16 protein-coding genes and 1 pseudogene are annotated in these 16,120 nt (G+C 61.6%); 7 read left to right on the top strand and 10 right to left on the bottom strand.

Annotated elements, in window-relative coordinates; genetic code table 11:
* Positions 1–44: 44 nt before the first annotated feature.
* Positions 45–773 (top strand): annotated as a pseudogene (locus O1A05_RS15800) (zinc-ribbon domain-containing protein); the annotation flags it as partial.
* A 60-nt stretch (positions 774–833) separates the two neighbouring features.
* Entirely contained in the window at positions 834–1,217 is a 384-nt protein-coding gene (locus tag O1A05_RS13675) for a hypothetical protein (RefSeq protein WP_270105770.1), read from the top strand.
* A gap of 34 nt (positions 1,218–1,251) precedes the next feature.
* Here O1A05_RS13675 and O1A05_RS13670 read toward each other — a convergent pair whose 3' ends face one another.
* From O1A05_RS13670 to O1A05_RS13660, 3 genes are all read right to left on the bottom strand, one after another.
* On the bottom strand, positions 1,252–2,499 hold the full coding sequence (locus O1A05_RS13670) for an FRG domain-containing protein (protein WP_270105769.1): 1,248 nt from the start codon (positions 2,497–2,499) through the stop codon (positions 1,252–1,254).
* A 56-nt stretch (positions 2,500–2,555) separates the two neighbouring features.
* A complete protein-coding gene (locus tag O1A05_RS13665; protein ID WP_270105768.1) occupies positions 2,556–3,347 on the bottom strand; it encodes a hypothetical protein in 792 nt (263 codons plus the stop codon).
* A gap of 81 nt (positions 3,348–3,428) precedes the next feature.
* Positions 3,429–4,052 (bottom strand): TetR/AcrR family transcriptional regulator, encoded by a 624-nt coding sequence (locus tag O1A05_RS13660; protein ID WP_270105767.1) that lies wholly within the window; start codon positions 4,050–4,052, stop codon positions 3,429–3,431.
* Between the two features lie 527 nt (positions 4,053–4,579).
* Here O1A05_RS13660 and O1A05_RS13655 point away from each other — a divergent pair.
* From O1A05_RS13655 to O1A05_RS13640, 4 genes are all read left to right on the top strand, one after another.
* Positions 4,580–5,833, top strand: a complete 1,254-nt coding sequence (locus O1A05_RS13655) for an IS256 family transposase (protein ID WP_270105766.1) — start codon at positions 4,580–4,582, stop codon at positions 5,831–5,833.
* A 253-nt stretch (positions 5,834–6,086) separates the two neighbouring features.
* A complete protein-coding gene (locus O1A05_RS13650; RefSeq protein WP_270105765.1) occupies positions 6,087–6,239 on the top strand; it encodes a hypothetical protein in 153 nt (50 codons plus the stop codon).
* 455 nt (positions 6,240–6,694) lie between these two features.
* Positions 6,695–7,138, top strand: a complete 444-nt coding sequence (locus tag O1A05_RS13645) for a hypothetical protein (protein ID WP_270105764.1) — start codon at positions 6,695–6,697, stop codon at positions 7,136–7,138.
* A 135-nt stretch (positions 7,139–7,273) separates the two neighbouring features.
* Complete coding sequence (locus O1A05_RS13640) at positions 7,274–7,849, top strand: recombinase family protein (RefSeq protein ID WP_270105763.1); 576 nt, start codon at positions 7,274–7,276, stop codon at positions 7,847–7,849.
* 264 nt (positions 7,850–8,113) lie between these two features.
* Here O1A05_RS13640 and O1A05_RS13635 read toward each other — a convergent pair whose 3' ends face one another.
* From O1A05_RS13635 to O1A05_RS13620, 4 genes are all read right to left on the bottom strand, one after another.
* Positions 8,114–8,995 carry a hypothetical protein gene (locus O1A05_RS13635; protein WP_270105762.1) on the bottom strand — a complete coding sequence of 294 codons (882 nt, stop codon included), beginning with the start codon at positions 8,993–8,995 and terminating at the stop codon, positions 8,114–8,116.
* Positions 8,992–9,480 (bottom strand): hypothetical protein, encoded by a 489-nt coding sequence (locus tag O1A05_RS13630; RefSeq protein ID WP_270105761.1) that lies wholly within the window; start codon positions 9,478–9,480, stop codon positions 8,992–8,994. The genes O1A05_RS13635 and O1A05_RS13630 overlap by 4 nt, the downstream gene beginning before the upstream one ends.
* 3 nt (positions 9,481–9,483) lie before the next feature.
* Positions 9,484–10,257, bottom strand: coding sequence for a YfbU family protein (locus O1A05_RS13625; protein ID WP_270105759.1), 774 nt, complete (start codon positions 10,255–10,257; stop codon positions 9,484–9,486).
* A gap of 176 nt (positions 10,258–10,433) precedes the next feature.
* Positions 10,434–11,480, bottom strand: coding sequence for a DUF4062 domain-containing protein (locus O1A05_RS13620; RefSeq protein ID WP_270105758.1), 1,047 nt, complete (start codon positions 11,478–11,480; stop codon positions 10,434–10,436).
* Positions 11,481–11,589: 109 nt separating this feature from the next.
* On the opposite strand from O1A05_RS13620, the gene O1A05_RS13615 reads away from it, so the two are divergent.
* Complete coding sequence (locus O1A05_RS13615) at positions 11,590–12,000, top strand: hypothetical protein (protein ID WP_270105757.1); 411 nt, start codon at positions 11,590–11,592, stop codon at positions 11,998–12,000.
* Positions 12,001–12,063: 63 nt separating this feature from the next.
* On the opposite strand, the gene O1A05_RS13610 is transcribed toward O1A05_RS13615, so the two are convergent.
* From O1A05_RS13610 to O1A05_RS13600, 3 genes are all read right to left on the bottom strand, one after another.
* Positions 12,064–12,951 carry a hypothetical protein gene (locus O1A05_RS13610; RefSeq protein WP_270105756.1) on the bottom strand — a complete coding sequence of 296 codons (888 nt, stop codon included), beginning with the start codon at positions 12,949–12,951 and terminating at the stop codon, positions 12,064–12,066.
* Entirely contained in the window at positions 12,948–13,481 is a 534-nt protein-coding gene (locus tag O1A05_RS13605; RefSeq protein WP_270105755.1) for a hypothetical protein, read from the bottom strand. Before O1A05_RS13605 ends, O1A05_RS13610 begins: the two co-directional genes overlap by 4 nt.
* Positions 13,482–14,255: 774 nt before the next feature.
* A complete protein-coding gene (locus O1A05_RS13600; RefSeq protein WP_270105754.1) occupies positions 14,256–16,112 on the bottom strand; it encodes a type IV secretory system conjugative DNA transfer family protein in 1,857 nt (618 codons plus the stop codon).
* Positions 16,113–16,120 lie beyond the last annotated feature (8 nt).

Raw genomic sequence — 16,120 nt, 5'->3', positions numbered from 1 at the left:
AACCTAGGACGGTTCAGTTGTGGGATCACGAGTTGAACGACCCGGTGTGGTTTGCGACGGCGTCGGTGCGTGCCCGCCGGGAGGTGTCGTGGGTGTGTCCGTGTGGTGCCCGGTTCCGGGAGAAGATCTTGTACATCGGGGGTGGGTCTCGATGTCCGGAGTGCACTGCTCGGGAGCGTGAGGAATGGTCGCGGGAGTATGAGCGGTGGCAGGTGACTCTGTGTTCGGATGTGCCGGAGTTGGTGGCGGCCTGGGCGGATGATGAGTACGACCCTGCTGAGGTGACGGTGGCGGGTACGTTCGTGGGCACGGGTGTGCGGTTTCGTTGTCCGGAGGGGCACCACCCCCGGGTGAACCCGTACACGTTCTTGAAGTCGGGGTGCCCGTCGTGTCGTGCTGCAACGACGCGTGCTGAAACGGTGGCCGCGGTGGAGGAGGATCCGCATGGGGGTCACCTGCCGGAGGTTGCTGAGCAGTTCCACCCGTCGAAGAACGGGAAGTGGACGGTGCAGAGGTTGTCGCCCAGGTCGAAGCGAGTCATGTGGTGGCGTGACCCGCGGTGTGGTCACGAGTGGCAAGACTCCCCGAAGGACCGTGCGTATCAGCCGAGGTTGCGATGCCCGGAGTGTCGAACGATCTTGGACTCCTTGGGCTGGCATTTTCCGGAGCTGGCCGCTGAATGGTCACCGGAGAACCCAGTGTCAGCGTTCCATGTGCGGCCCTCTGGGCAGACGGCGTTTGACCCGCTGTGGGTGTGCAGCGTGGATACCTCCCACGTGTGGTCGGCGTCGTTGGCTTCACGTTCGTCAGGTTCGGGATGTCCCGACTGTCGGGTGCACGGCAAGTCGCAGGTCGAGCTCGATCACATGACGGCCGCCAAGGACGTGTTCGCTGGGCGGGTGTCCTCGGGCGCGAAGGTTCCCCGGGCGGCGCCGGGCCGGCGCTCGCAATGGGTGGTGGACGTACTGATCGAACTCGACGATGGCCGAACGCTGGTGGTCGAGTACGACGGGGCGTACTGGCATGCGAACAAGGCAGAGCTCGACACGGCCAAGACGGTTGACCTGCTTGCGTCAGGGCACCGGGTTGTCCGGTTGCGGGAACACCCGCTCGAGGGGCTGCCGATCGACGATGAGAACTACCTGGAGGTGCCGGTGTACGCCACCGCTCCCAACCCTGAGGCAGTCATGGGCCAGGTGGCTGACTGGGTCCGGTGAGGTCACGGTTCGGCAGGTGTCAGCAGCCCTGTTCTCACCCGGTGGGGTAGTTGCGTCGCACGTTGGTGACCAGCCCGGGCAGGTCCGGGTACATGGTTTTGGACTTCAGCCCGCGGGTGGCGAGGTGTGCGCGGATGACTTCCTTGACCTCACTGGCGATGACGATCGTGAAGATCGGAACCAGGGGAGTGTCGGTGGCTTTGGTGACCCGATTGATGGGGGAGGGCAGCCCGATGACGGAGGTTGCTCGTTCCAGTTCGCTGCGCCGCCAGTCGTGATCTTCGTCGGTGGTTCGGGTGAGCTCGGCGTTGATGACTTCAACGACAGGCTCCGTGAAGATGGGCCCGGATTCGATCATGAACCCGCCATGTTGAACTCGCATGCGAAGGCTGGGATGGGGTGGGAACCAGACGTGAGCGCGCTCGCCGGTACCCCACCCGCGGTCACGCCGCTCCTCAACGTTCCACTCACGCCAAGGCAGCTGGTGGCCGCCATCGAGGTTCAGTAGTTCGCTGGTGGACTGCTCGTTCTTGGCGACGCCCTTCTTGCCGCGGGGGTGCTGCCCCCAGGCGATGAGCAGAGCGTCGTGCTCGTCGTGTGCGGGGTTCTCCACGGCGAACCACGCGGCGATCTCGGGAACCTGGGTGACGTCGAGCAGCCGGGTGGGCGCGCCGGCGTGCTGCAGTTCGGCCAGCACGTGCAAGGGAGCAGCTGGGAAGTCCATCGGGTGCAGGCCCCACCCGAGTGCGTCGTTGACGATGTCGGTTTCAGCTTCGATGAGTTCGTCTTCAGTAGCGCCGTTGGGAGACACCGCTCGGGACAGGGTGGAGCGCACAGCCCAGTCGGCGTTGCCCTGCCCGCGCCACACCAGTTCGTGGTCGGAATGCTTGGCGGACAGTTGGGCCACGGCCTTGGTGAACTGCGCCAGGGTAGTGACCTCGGTGGCGTTGGCGGTGAGGAACTTTCGCGGGGTACGGGTTGAGCGTGGCCGTGAACGGTCCGGGGGACTTTGCCAGGCCCGCAATGCGGCGTCGGAAAGCATCGATTGCAGCTGCTGCCCGACGGTGGGCTGGAGTTGTTCCAGAAGGTGCTTGTGGTTGGCAGCGAACAGCTGGGACAGGTCAGGCAGGTTCGGCTGCATGGCGTCAAGGATGTCCTGACGGAACTGACCGAAGCCGGTGAGGTCACCGAAGCTCCTAGCGAACTGGGCACCGTACGGGGACGGGTACGGCCGCCGCGGGGCGGGCTCGTTGGTGTCGTCGGGTTCGGTGTCGTCGCCCATGGGTCAATACTACGGGCCGGGGTTGGGGTGTAGGACGCTCCTACATGTGAGGGTGTCTAACAGGGCAGGCGGGCGGCGACCGCCGGTCGAGTCAGATGATCTCGCTCACCACCACCGTTCGCCCGACTAGTGGTGCAGTTCGCCAAGGACCGCGCGGTCATGCGCCGTTGAGAAGGAAGACGAGGATCGCCACGTCCAGCAGGAAGTGAATCGTGAACGCCCAGAAGATGCCTTTGGTTTCCTGGATGGATTTGGCCAGGAAGAAGCCCAGAAAGGCTGACAAGAGTGCCCCGACCAATCCGTTTGGCATCGCACCCCAGTAATGCATACCGCCGAACACCACTGACCGCATGATGATGCCGTACCAGACAGTCCGAGTCGCGCGCGCCAACGGAGACGAACGAGAGCCGGTAGATGGTCTCCTCGACGACCGCATTGGTGGCTGCCAGGGGAATCACGAACAGCAGGTGCACCCAGTGGAACGAAAAGCCACCCGGCAGCAGTTGGAAGAACGTGACCACACCGATGATGGCGACCATGATGAGGCCGATCGCCCGCCCATCGGTCTCCCACCTGCCGTCCTCTCCTTTCTTGCTGAAGAACGGCCGCATCACGCCTTCCCGGTTGAAGTTCAGGTAGCGGAGAATCGTTCTGCCTGCGAACAGGAACGTCACGACCGCCGCCAGCGCCGCCACGGGCAGCGCACTGAGCTGGTAGTTGATGTGCGAATTGACTGTTGCGCTCTCGAAAGGTTCGAAGCTGAACAGTGGGTTCGCCGCCACGACGAACAGGAGCCCCGCGATCGACACCATCAGGATCGTGAAAGTGGTGAGTTTGACAGCCTTCATGAGGTCCGTCCCTTCAGTCGGCTGGCCGGGAGATCGTCGGGCAGCTCCCTCGTTGGGATAGGCGGGGAGCTCGCCCTCCTGTCACGACCGGACTGAGATGGCATGGTCGATGAAATCGAGGAGCGTGTCGATCCGGCTGCTCAGATCCCCCTCCGCATCTTGGCCCCAGGAGTCCAGCAGGCCGTCTCGGCACCGCAGGATGATGTGCGCCACGGTCTCAGCGTCAAGGGGACGGAACTCCGCCAGCTGCTGACCCCGGCGCAGGATCTTGGCCAACCGCTGGGTCTCGGCGGTGACTTCACCGTCGAAGGCGCGGGAGAAACCGGGATCACGATGGTTCGCCATGATGTCGAACATCGCGGTGGACTCGACCCGATGGGCCGCGAAGAACATTAGCTCTGTTCGGATCCAGCCGTGCACCTGCTCGTGAGCAGTTGTCGCTGACTCGATGCGCGCCGCCACCTCCTGACTGCAGCGATCGAGGAAGCGAAGCGAGACGGACCGCAGGATCTCGTCCTTGCTCTCGAAGTGATAGGTGATGACCCCTTTACTGATCCCGGCCCGCTCGGCGATGCGTGCGGTGGACGTGCTCGCGTACCCCACCTCAGCCACGACCTCGGCCGCCGCTTGGATGATCTGGTCACGCCGCGCGTGCGCGGCCAGCGACCGGTGGGCTTCCGGCTCCTCTGCAAGTTCAGTACGCATGGACTAATTTTAGAACGGACGAACGAGACGTGTTACATCCCTGGCTCGACCGTCGAAGAGTGCCCGGGCGTGCTGCTTGACAGCGCCCCGCCGAACATCGCACAGGCGCGGAAATAAAGACGCCGACTATCTCACCCTCACGTCGCTGATTCACCTGAAAGAGAGCACGCGAACAACCACGCAGTCAGAGCTGGACCGCATCTTTGATGAAGTTTTTCCCGGTCTCTCCGGCGGACCCTGGGCGGGGGCGAATCTGTGCTTGACAGGATTTATGCACAGGCCGAGATAGCGTTGACCGCTGACGAAGGAGTCAACTTCGCGAATAAAATCGTGCTGTCTATGGCGATCCGTCTCCGTGCCGAGGAGTTCATGGTGTCGGCGCTCGATGCCGATGGTTTCGACGAAAGTAGAGCCCCATAGAGTGGTGTAACGCACGACTGACCAGCACGTTCTTCCGGACGTGGACGCGGCCACCGTGTGATCCTTCGAGTCAACCTTCCACAGAATCCTCGAAAGGAGTCACCACGGTGACCGCTCCTCATATTGTCGACCCTGCCGGTCTGCTCGGCGAAGCCCTGTCCGAAGCCTCCCCGGATCTGATGCGTTCGCTGCTGCAGACCGTGATCAACTCCCTGCTCTGCGCCGACGCCGACGCGGTGGTCGGCGCCGAATGGGGCAAACCCATTCCGGGCCGCTCAACGCAGCGCAACGGCTACCGCCACCGCGACCTGGACACCCGGGTCGGGACCATCGACGTGGCCATCCCCAAGCTGCGCTCCGGCACCTACTTCCCCGAGTGGTTGCTGGAGCGGCGCAAGCGGGCCGAGTCGGCGCTGATCACCGTGGTCGCCGACTGCTACCTCGCCGGGGTCTCCACCCGCCGGATGGACAAGCTGGTGAAGACGCTGGGCATCAACGCCCTGTCGAAGTCGCAGGTGAGCCGGATGGCGGCGGACCTGGATGAGCAGGTCGAGGCCTTCCGCCACCGGCCCCTCAGCGAGGCCGGCCCGTTCACGTTCGTGGCCGCGGACGCGCTGAGCATGAAGGTGCGCGAGCACGGCCGGGTCGTCAAAGCCGTGGTGCTGCTGGCCACCGGCGTCAACGGTGACGGCCACCGTGAGGTCCTCGGGCTGCGGGTGGCCACTTCCGAGACGGGGTCGGCGTGGAACGAGTTCTTCGCCGACCTGGTCGCCCGGGGACTGGCCGGGGTCCGACTGGTCACTTCCGATGCGCACGCCGGGCTCAAGGACGCGATCGCCGCCAACCTGCCCGGGGCCGTGTTGCAGCGCTGCCGGACCCACTATGCGGCGAACCTGATGGGCATCACCCCGAAGTCAATGTGGCCGGCCGTGAAGGCGATGCTGCACAGCGTCTACGACCAGCCCGACGCCGGCGCGGTTCACGCCCAGTTCGACCGGTTGCTGGACTACGTGACCGAGAAGCTCCCCGCCGTCGCCGAGCACCTCGACGCCGCCCGGGCCGACATCCTGGCCTTCACGACCTTCCCGAAGGACGTCTGGACCCAGATCTGGTCGAATAACCCCGCGGAGCGGCTTAACCGCGAGATCCGCCGCCGCACCGACGCGGTGGGGATCTTCCCCAACCGGGCGGCCATTGTGCGCCTGGTCGGGGCGGTGCTGGCCGAGCAGACCGATGAATGGGCCGAAGGCCGCCGCTACCTCGGCCTCGAGGTGTTGGCCCGCTGCCGCCTCACCCCCGTCGACGACACCGGAAACGAGGTGAACACCGAATCCGACACCGCCCTCGAGCTCAGCGCCTGACAACCCCAACGAAGGAATCAGCCGTTACACCACTACAAGGGACTTGACCAGCGGAGTTGCGAGAGTTGCGAGGGCGGACCCGATTGCTGGAGCAAGGGAACGAAGTACTTCGTCGGGGCGCCACCTATCTGTCACAGGTGAACCTGCCGTCAAAAGGCTCTTCCCTCACGTGAGATGGCTCGCCGCCGACGGGATCCCCGTGGCGGGACCATGTCGGGTCTCGAATCTCTCTCGCCAGCACTACCCTTGGTGGTTGGCCACACCGCTCCCTGAGGCCGATCTCGCCGAGGCGCATCGGGCCAGCGCGCTTGTCGATGCCCATCGCGGTGACCCCGAATTTGGGCGCCGGTACCTCGCCGATGACGCTCCAGCCGGCGGCCAGACTATAGCCGTGCGCACCGCATGACGGCTGTGTCTGACCAATACCTGGTTCTCGGCCCTCAGCAACGGGAGGGGCACGAACGGGAAGGGGCTGCCCCACCCGTCCACGATGACCTCTGTGCCGTAGTTGACGAGGATGGGCGGACCTGGCAAGAGTTCAAAGCGGATGTCGTGAGCCGACTGTGGTTGACCGATATTTCTCAGCATCACACCGATGAAGGCGAGCTCTATCTCTGTGCGATCAGGAGCACCTATTAGGGTTGCATCGCGGCCTACGCTCCAGACCAATATCTCATCAATGAAGGCAATTGAGGCACATATCATTGCAACAGCCGACAAGTCCGAGTAGGTTCCGAACCAGCTTCACCCAATTCCCTTTCGTTTCCGGAGCGCGGTCGCAATGCGGTCCGAACGGTGCCGGACGGAAGCATCCAGGCTTTCTCCGAAAACGGCCGATTCTGAGAGGAATGCATCTAGCACATGGATGACAAACTGAACGCGCTGAAAGATTCAGAGCTTAAGAGAGTCCAGGTATTCGTCTGGGTCTGGTGCGCGCTGCTCGTAGCGCTGCCGATCGTAGCGGTCTTTGCGGGCGGGTTGAGCATGTATTCTATCCTCCCTCTGGTGATGCTTGGCGTGCCTAGTGCTGGGCTACTCCTGGCCGCCTGGGCAGTTCTACCGCGTGTCGGACGGAAGCCACTCAGGCTCGGGGAGACAGCCGCAGCGCAGGAAAGGCAGCTGAAACACATTCGTACCTTGGCAGGCGTGCAAGGGGGCATCGGGTTGGCAATCATTGCGACAATCGGATTATTTGACCCTGGCCCGCTGGAGTATGACTTGTTGACCGCAAGCGTTTTCTGGGCGGCAACCGCTGTCGTCTATTTTGTCGCCTTCTGGGGAATGGCACGCTTGGAGCGCGAGTGAGTGCCCGATAACGGCCGTTTCTGACAACGCTGCAGCGCCCGGTGGCGTCGTGTCCGACACGCCGGGCGCTTCCGCGTTCACAACCCTGTTCCGAAACCTTCTTGATGTCATAACCTATGCCGTACCGTTTTCGGTATGACCGCCATCGTTGGATACGCCCGCGTGAGCACAAGCGAGCAGAACCCGGCCGCCCAAGTAGCTGAGCTCCGCGCTGCTGGAGCCGTGCGTGTGTTCACCGACCACGGTGAATCCTCCAGGGTAAGGGACCGCCCGCAGTGGGTCGCCTGCCAGGACTATCTACGCCAGGGTGACACCCTCGTGGTCCGGGCCTTGGATCGTCTGGCCGGCGGCGAGGTCATGGCCTTGCAGCTCGTCCACGAGCTGGGGGAGAAAGGCGTACACCTGAGATCTCTCACAGAGCCCGAGATCGACACCACAACCCCGATGGGCCGGGCGCTCTTCGGTGTCGTGGCCGTCTTCGTCCAACTCCGCGTTGACACGATCCGCGAGAACACCCGTAGGGGGCTGGCTCACGCCCGCGCACAGGGCCGAGTGGGTGGACGCCCCACAGTGATGTCAGAGCAACGCAGACGCGCGGCGGCGGACCTGCAGGCGCAGGGGCATAGTCTCAACGAAATCGCGGCCGCGCTGGGCGTGAGTCGGTCCAGCGTGTGGCGTGCGCTGAACCGTGTGGATGCGTTTGACGGCTAATCGAGGAGTTCTCGACCGCAGACTGAATGCGAGGCCCTAAGGTCGGTCTGGTTTTCGACCAGATTCTCCATGACTGTCACTTCTCCCCGATTCACCATTCCAATCGTCCCCCCTACTAGCTCATCAGTTCCGTTCAGAGAACCTGTTCAGTTTGTAGTCTCTATACGTTTGGTTGTTGAAAGAGCTTTCGAATACTCATTGCGCCCTTGCAGCGTACTAGCGGCAACGCAGTTCAGATTCAAATAATGACCGTTCGCTGAACAGTCAGGTGCTCGCTTCATCGGGTGGACAGGCTCCTGCGGAGCCGGCATCCTTCATCTCGACGATTGCGATACCGTCGAGGTAGTCCGTGAGTAGGGGTACGGTCTCCCACGTTGTCCTCCGTCCAGACGGGGGATAGATCCTGGTAGCGTCGGGAAGCACGACATCCTCCGGGCGCAGCGGTTTCGGGGCGTAGACGACGACTCCGACGAGGTCTGCGATCCGAATATGAGTGACGAGTGTGAGCTCCATGATTTTTAGTATGTCGCCTTGCTGGTCCTGCGGACAGAGCGCCATCTCCGGCGATTTCTGCACCCAGTCGAATACGCCGTTCTGTTTGGCCGAACGGAAGAGGTGGACTGCGAACCCGGAGGGAATGCCGGTCGCCAGACCGTGGCGTGACTGCGCCTCGACGAGCAGCCGGAACGGCTGCGTTACGTTGAGGTTGACCGCGGTCTTGGCAAACCATCGAGTGATGACGCCGACATCGTCGCTGGGGATTGCCCCCTGCCGAGGCTCTTGGGTGAGGATTGGCATGGCCGCGGCCTCGAGAGCAGACATCCAGCCGTTGTTGCAGTCGGCGCACACCTCGCCGTTGACGTGCGCGCGAAGCGGGCGCTCACCGCGTTCGGACACGACTGCACCACCTAACGGGAGACTGATCCTGGTGGGGTGGACCCGTTCGTCCATCGCGTCGTGGTGCCGGAGGAGCCACTGCGGGAAGATGTGCTCCTTAGACCTCGTCCCAGCAGTGCGGTCACAGAACCAGCAGAAGGGTACGGGTTCGACGACGCGATGGGCGAGCCGGTGGCCGGTCTCCATGAGGTTGCGGTCGAACTTCCGGCGTTTGGAGTCCGGCACGGCCGGATCTTCTCCCTCGGTCATCGTGCCTCCGCGGTGACGGGCGTGACCGGCGGTCGCACCTGCGATACCGCGGACAGCTGCTCGTTGAGTTCGGTGATCGCAGTGTCCAACCACTCGTTGTCGATCCAGAAGCGCTTGCCCGTGGTCTTCCGGTCTCGCACCTCGGCACGGTTTAGGCGCTGACCTTGATCGGGGTGGGTGGCGGGGCGAGCATGGAGGACGTCGTTGCGGAGGTCCGCTGCGACAAAGAGGGCGTTATAAACGGCGACCAAGTAATCCTTCACCGCGTCTTCGGCTGTCACCTTCGACGCGCTCTTCACCGCCGACGCGATTTGCGACGTCATCATCGGCTCCAGCCTACTCAGAACGAAATCGTTAGGGAGTTGCCCCTCGAGTCGTTGCAGGTCGCCGAGGATCGTCCATTCAAGATACGAGACGGTGTAGGCAATCTCTCCGATCCGGGCGAGGTAGTCCTGCTCAGGGAGTGTGACGCGCGATCTTGGCATGTTTCAGTCCTCGGCCGCGCGGCGATTGGCAGGGTGGATGCGTGCCTCGGAGATCCGCGCGAGCTCGTCCTTACTCAGCAGGTAGTCGTGACGGCTGGAGCCTCGTTTGCGGCCGTCCTTAATCCGTCGGTACTCGGCGAGCATACGCAGGTAGGTGTCGAGCATCAGCGAGTGTGAGTTCCCGTTGTCATTGCTCTCGATCTGGGGCTGTAGCTCGGTCCACAGTTCGCCGTCGCGCATGAGGAAGCTGACATAGCTCGCCATTTGGCCCTCGAGCGCATCGTTGTGGTCGAAGCCGCTGAACTGGAGCTCGTGGACGAGTCGGCCGTCGAGTTCCACGCCTTCGTCGCGAAGGTGGTCGATGCTGAAAGTGCAGATTCGGAACATGTCCAGGATGTCCTTGACCCGTCGACAGTCCCGCATCGACAATTCGGTGCTGAATCCTGCTGTCTCATACCAGTACTCGCCGGTGTAGCCCTGTTCAAGGATCTTGGCGCGCATGAGCTGGTAGTCGAGATCGCCGTCGACGTCGTTGGAGTCCTCCGGCAGCACTCGCGCCAGGATCCGGTGCAATAACGCGAGCACCTGCCGGTCGGCGATGCGCATGCTCTCGGCCGGCGGCTCGTCGCCACGCTTCACCTCCTGCTCGTATACAGGGACGACCGACTCCATCAGCAGTTCGCGGACGTACTCGCTCAGCGAGACGCCCTGATTGTCGGCTAATTCCTGTAGCTGTACGCGGATGTGATCGTCGACTTCGATGTTCAATACGGCCACGGCAACTCCTTTTGTAGTGTTGTAATACACCTTCGTAACACTGTCATTCATGACTATTCAAGGGTTTTGGCGCACCGCCTTGTCGTGCGCGTTTCGATTCGACCTACCTTCTACGGAATTGGAGTCCGAGATCTAGGGCGGGCGACCGAATGATGAAATGGGTGACGGGTTGGTTATCAATCGAGCTTCTGTATCGCCTCACTGGGTACAGCCCTGAGCGTGACCAGGTAGTCGTCTCCGGCTGGCGTGAGTTTCCAGTAGACGGCTTTGTCACTCGCGGTGCGCTTTTTAGTGCCGTTGGTTATAAGTTTCAGTGCCCGTAGCTGAACAAGTATCGCACCCCACGACCTGTCTGTAATCTCTGCCGACTCGCGGCTCCAGCGTGTCTCCCAGCCTTCGTCGTCGGATGCGTTCTGGATGTCGTTGAGCATGTGATTGTCGAAGGTTTGGCGCAAGGCTGGCTCTGGAGCCTCGTCGATCATGAACGGTCCGAGTACCTCGAAGATTTCGTCCCAGGTGTAGTTAAGGAGACCGTCCTCTTCCTCAGCTTGGTACGAGCGGAACCCTTTGTGCTTCAGTAAAATGTCGGTGTGTTCGCTTCCGTGGGCGAACGCTTTGTCGATCTGCGACGCTGTCGTCGCATCGGTTTCAATTTCCTTCTTCTCGAACTGAGCAATTTTCGCTTCTAGTTCCGCGATTTTGACCTTGGTTTCTGGCGTCATTGCTTCGTTGCCCCGCACCCAGCCGGGCCGGGGATGCTTCTTGATCAAGTGCGTGAGCCCAAGAACCACCTTGCCTGCGAGATCCGGTCCGTCGCGCCAGTCTTTCGTCATTCGAGTCTGGACTTTCGCGCGAAAGTCGTCGAGTTTCCTAGCAGCTGCTTCGTTCTTGTCGGTCTTCTTGACCGGGATCCCTTCGGGATCGGCGACGACAAATCCCATGACAGGGATGCCGCGCGCTACGGCGTAGTCGTATTCCTTCTCGGTGTAGCTAATTCCCTCCGCGGTCATTGACCCGTATCGGCCACCGAGGATCACAAGGTAGTAGTCGCTCTGCTCAATGACGCCCTTTATCAGCGTCCATTGGTCTTCATTTGCTGCGGGGAACAGTTCCATGCCGGACGGCATGCAGTCCATTTCTAGCAGCGCCTGCATCACTTCGCGTCTCTCTTCGGTGAGGTCAACGAAGGTAGAGCTGATGAATACTTGGTATCGCTTGTCCATGGATCAGATGCTACCGTTCGCTTACGGTCCGGCCTGGATAAGATGGGTGCAGAGCTGATGGAAGAGGTAGAGGTTGAGTAACCTGGGCGGATATCAAACGGTCACTACCTTGATCAAGCGTGTCGGAGGTCCTGAAGCCGCCATGAAAATGGTGGGCGTTGCCGGTGTTCTTTCGTTCGTCGCGGGAGGTGCTGCCATGGCTGGCGTCCTGCGGGTCACCCCGGTCGTAAAGCAAAAGGCGGAGCAGCTTCTCGAGAAATGGGGGAGCCGTGGGAATATGGACGAACTTGCCGGCAACGTCTATAAGGTCTCAAGCTCGCACGAGGACGCCCAGGGCATAATCTTCGAAGTCGGCGAAGTGTTCCGTGTTCTCCAACGGGACGGTGACGCCGTCCTGATCGAAATGGTTGGTCATGGCGACAATCCGTGGTTTGTATCAGCGCAGTTTCTTGCTCGGATCTCCGATTTCCCGTCGGATATCCCGAATACAGACGTTGATGCTACAGACAGTGATTCATAGGTTGTAATCCTTTAGTGTCACGAGCCTACCCGGCAAGCGTTGAGAGGCCAGAAGGTTTTGCCTTTACCTTCCTGGGGCCCCGGACTTTGAAAGCTGTCCCGATGCCCGCTCACTCGGGTTTTCTTTTTCAGTGATCTTCTTCCATCTCTTACCATCTGTTGATTGCTCCCACACCAGTCCCGCGTCATCGGGTGTCCCGATGACAGTCGCGGACAGTTGCGCCTTCCCGGTGGACATGGACCCGAACTCTAAGCCCACGTGAGCCTCGGGGAGCGAAGTATCTGCTCTCAGACCAATCGGAGAAGATTCAGCGAGGCGTTCGCCTTGCACGCTCACTGCCGCTGCGCGCACGTACCGGACGCCGGTCTTGGGTCGGTCGATCAGCTCAGAGCGGCGGATCGTTGAGGCATGCACGCACCAGTCTGATTCGTCGTAATCGCGCTCGAAGGCTCCTACGCCTGCTTTGTATCCGGTGGGCTCTTGATGTCGGCCTTTGTTCGCGCAACCGGCCTTCTCCGTCATGGCCCTTACCCGGTAGAGCATCTGTTGCAGATTCGGGTGCCAGAACATCATGGGGGACAGGTTCGGGGATTCTTCTTCCCAGACCTTGTACTCCATACACATTGCAGCGTAGAGCTCCGCGGTGATGTCGGGGTGGTGATACCAGCAGGAGGGGACCTCTTGCTGGCTGACTCGGTACTCGTGCACGAGCCAGTCCACCCACCGACGTAATCCGTTCCAGGCTTGCCATTGGTCCTCTGGGGCTATTTCTCGCCACCTGACACCAAACCATTGTGGTGGCCCCTCCGCTAAGAGCTCTGCGGCGATTTTCGGGTCCATGTGTGGCAGCGGGGTCCCCTTCCCGGGGCTCTGCTCCTGGCTACTCTCCGGCGCGTCTACATTGTCTGTCTCGACGTCGAGGTCTTCGTCATCCACCCACGGGTTGCTCATGATGGGGTGTGCTCCTGTCCTGCTTCATGATCGTAGAATTGCCACGTCCGGGGGCGTCCGGTGACCAAAGGGAATCGCCAGAGTAGGGCTCGAACGCAATCCCGGCAGTGTTCCACTGCCCAGGCATCTGTCTCGTCGTGGATCAGATAGTGTTCGGCGGTGAGCCGGTGGCTGCCGAGCCCGGCCGTGAAGCAATCCGGGGTCGAGAGCATCCTGCGGGCCTCTTCCCGGGTTTCCGGGGCTCGAATCATTCCCCACTGTTCACGCAGGAACTCGGTGGCCGTGTCGGTTTCAGCATCAACCCACTGCCGCATCAGATGGTTGTTCAACGAGGCCGGACGCGGTTGCACGCCGCGCGGGTTGATGCCCTGCCACATCACTGCATCCAAGAAGGGCGTCGTCTCAGACATTCCGTTGAGCACCGCCTTCTGGCCCACGGTCAGTAGGACCAGCCAGTCGGGTTCGAGCGGTTGCCCGTTCAGGGGGATGCTGCGTTGTTTATCGAGGAACTTCCGGGTTCTGGTTGCCATGACGTGATGCTCCTTGTTCGCCTGGTCATTGTTTCTTGCGTCGATACCGTCGTGGGGGAGCGAACAATGCTTTCGAGAGTCTGACGAACATCGCATTCACCGCTGTCTCCGCTGATCCTGGACCGGGGTGAGCGTTCATCCACCGATGCACGGCGTCTTCACACATCGTGCACAACCACACCCCGGATTCGGTTTCGCTGGTAGTTCGACAGTGTGCACGGTCCGCGATGTCAACCGAGGTCGCGTGGAAGGACAATGGTTGGGAGCGTTGACAGATCCCGCACGTGCCCAGTGGTGATCTGGGATCGGTCCAATCTCCGTGAATGACTTCATTCCAGTCGGTGTTTTCGTTCATTGTTCGTGTCGTCCCCTCCGGATCATGTTCTTTTTCGGTGTCGTCGAATCATCCGGGCGATGATCACCACGGTTGCTCGGCGGCGATCCCACCCGAAGAACTCTTTGCGTCCATCCATGATCCGGTGAAGGTCTCGGTGGTGTTGCCTACACAGTGACATGAGATCCTCGTCCGTTTCCTGTGCCCGCCACTGGCCTGTGGATGAATCTCGCCCGACCCCTTCATAGGAGACGTGGTGGAGGTCCAGGGTTCCAGCATCGGTGAGGGTGATCCCGCAGACCTGGCAGGCTGGCTCGAAGCCTCGCTTGCGCTGATCACGAAACCACCGGACTCGTCGGAAGCCCCATTGCGGTGACCGTAGATACTCCCGGTAACTGGAGGAGCCGGTACGATGCAGCGACAGTCTCGACATGGTTTCATCACCGAACCGGAACCGGCAGTCCGCTACCGTGACCAGCACTCACATCCACATCCGTGGTGGAGGGTCCCGAGGACAATACCTCAGCTCCACCCAACAGTTCCGCGAGCAGCGCCTTGTTGTACGCACCGGCTGCTATTTTGATTTGTTTGGCATCAGCACGGTCCGGCCATTTCGTCATCTGCATCACGATCGGTCGACCATTGCGGTTGAAGAGAATGCCCCACCCAAACGGCAGACGTCGCAGATCAGAAATGTTTAGCACTTGCAGCTCCGCGACTTGTTCGGAGGTGGAGACCGAATCTCGGGAACGAGACTTTGAGAACCGGGTGATCTCCCTGGAGCCTGCCAGTTTCGAGAAGGTCTCCAAATCCGAGACGTTGGATGCCCCGCCGAGTTGAATTTTCACGGTCGCAGAATCAAACAACGCGGTGGCTTGCTGTTCTCCCCACTCGTTACGAGCCTGGGCCAGCGACTGGAACACGGCGAACACGCTGATCCCCACGCCACCACCGTCGGCCATCAACTGGGTGAGTCCTGGCCATGCCCCGGAGATGTTGGCGATCTCATCCAGCACCAGTGACAGGGGAGGATCCAACCGGTTGCCCGGTGATTTGGCCGCCAGCTCACGGGCGCGCTCCGTGATTGCGTCCATCATCGCGATCAGGAACGGCCCGGCCGAAGAACCACCGGTTTTGGTCCCAACTATGTAGAGGGTGCCGTTCTCGGTGAGGAACCGATCAATATCGAAAGTCTCATCCACCCGGGCCGGATTCAACACCGCCCGCACCTCCGGTACCGCTAGCCCTTTGACCGCGCCCTCAACACCAAACCATTTGTTCTGCAACAGCTTCGGGTCGCCCTCAATGATGCCCTGCAGCACCAAGTTCCAGTTCGACGCCGCCCCAGGGTGATCATTCAGGATCCGCACCACTTCTTTGGCTTCCATCGGATTATTGCCCCACCGCATCAGGTCATCGACCGTCCGGCGTCCGAGAGCGGCCGCGTGTAGCAGGCATTCCATGATCGTCGTCGCTGGGGCCCGCCACTCCTGATTCCCCGAAGATGCTCCCAGCCCGGAGGCCCCGATCAAGGAAGTGGCCCGCTGGTTAGCGACCATCGGACGTTCACAGCCAGTGATCGGGGACCACTTCAACGTGGTCGCCCTCCCGGTCAAGCCCTGTGGATCGAACAGCGCCACCGGCCCCTTTTCCTTGCGCAGATCCCATGTCATCGCCAAGTTGTCGGCCCGCGACGAGGTGGTGATCACCGGGCCAGGCGCATCCAGAATCGCCCCCACCAGCAGGTGGAGGCCCTTACCAGAACGAGGAGGACCAATCAGGCACACCGATTCCTCCAGCGACGCCCACACCCGGGAACCTTCAGATAACCCGAGTTTCAGCGCACCCTGACCTGGCTTCGGATTCTTCAACGACGGACGGACTTTCCCCACGCGTTTGCTCACGGATCGAGTCCCCACAGTCCGGCGCACCTCCGGGGAGCGTGCGATGCCTTCACGACGGCGCAGATCCTTCAAGAACGCTCGATCAGATTGCTTCCACCGGGCCCGCGCCCAGAACCCGACCCCCACCAACACGGCCACGACCACGAGCACTCCGACGAGGACGGTCACGACCGCTGCGGTCGGAGCTGAGCACCCGTCCACGGTTCCGAACACGGTGGTATCACCGCTGGTGAAGAAACCCAACGGCCCAAACAAAGAGTCTGGGGACCCGCCTGGCCCGCACACGGCCCGGGTGACTCCCATGCCCGTGAGCACGAACAGCCCATACACGGCTGCCACGCCCAGGCCGATGAGGATCAGCCGTTCCTGATTGCCACTATTGTTCTCACTCATGGGTCCTC

Origin of the sequence: Citricoccus sp. NR2 (assembly GCF_027594385.1) — a bacterium.
GTDB lineage: Bacteria > Actinomycetota > Actinomycetes > Actinomycetales > Micrococcaceae > CmP2.
The sequence above is the reverse complement of the archived record's forward strand: the minus strand, read 5'-3'. Positions and strand labels throughout refer to the sequence as shown.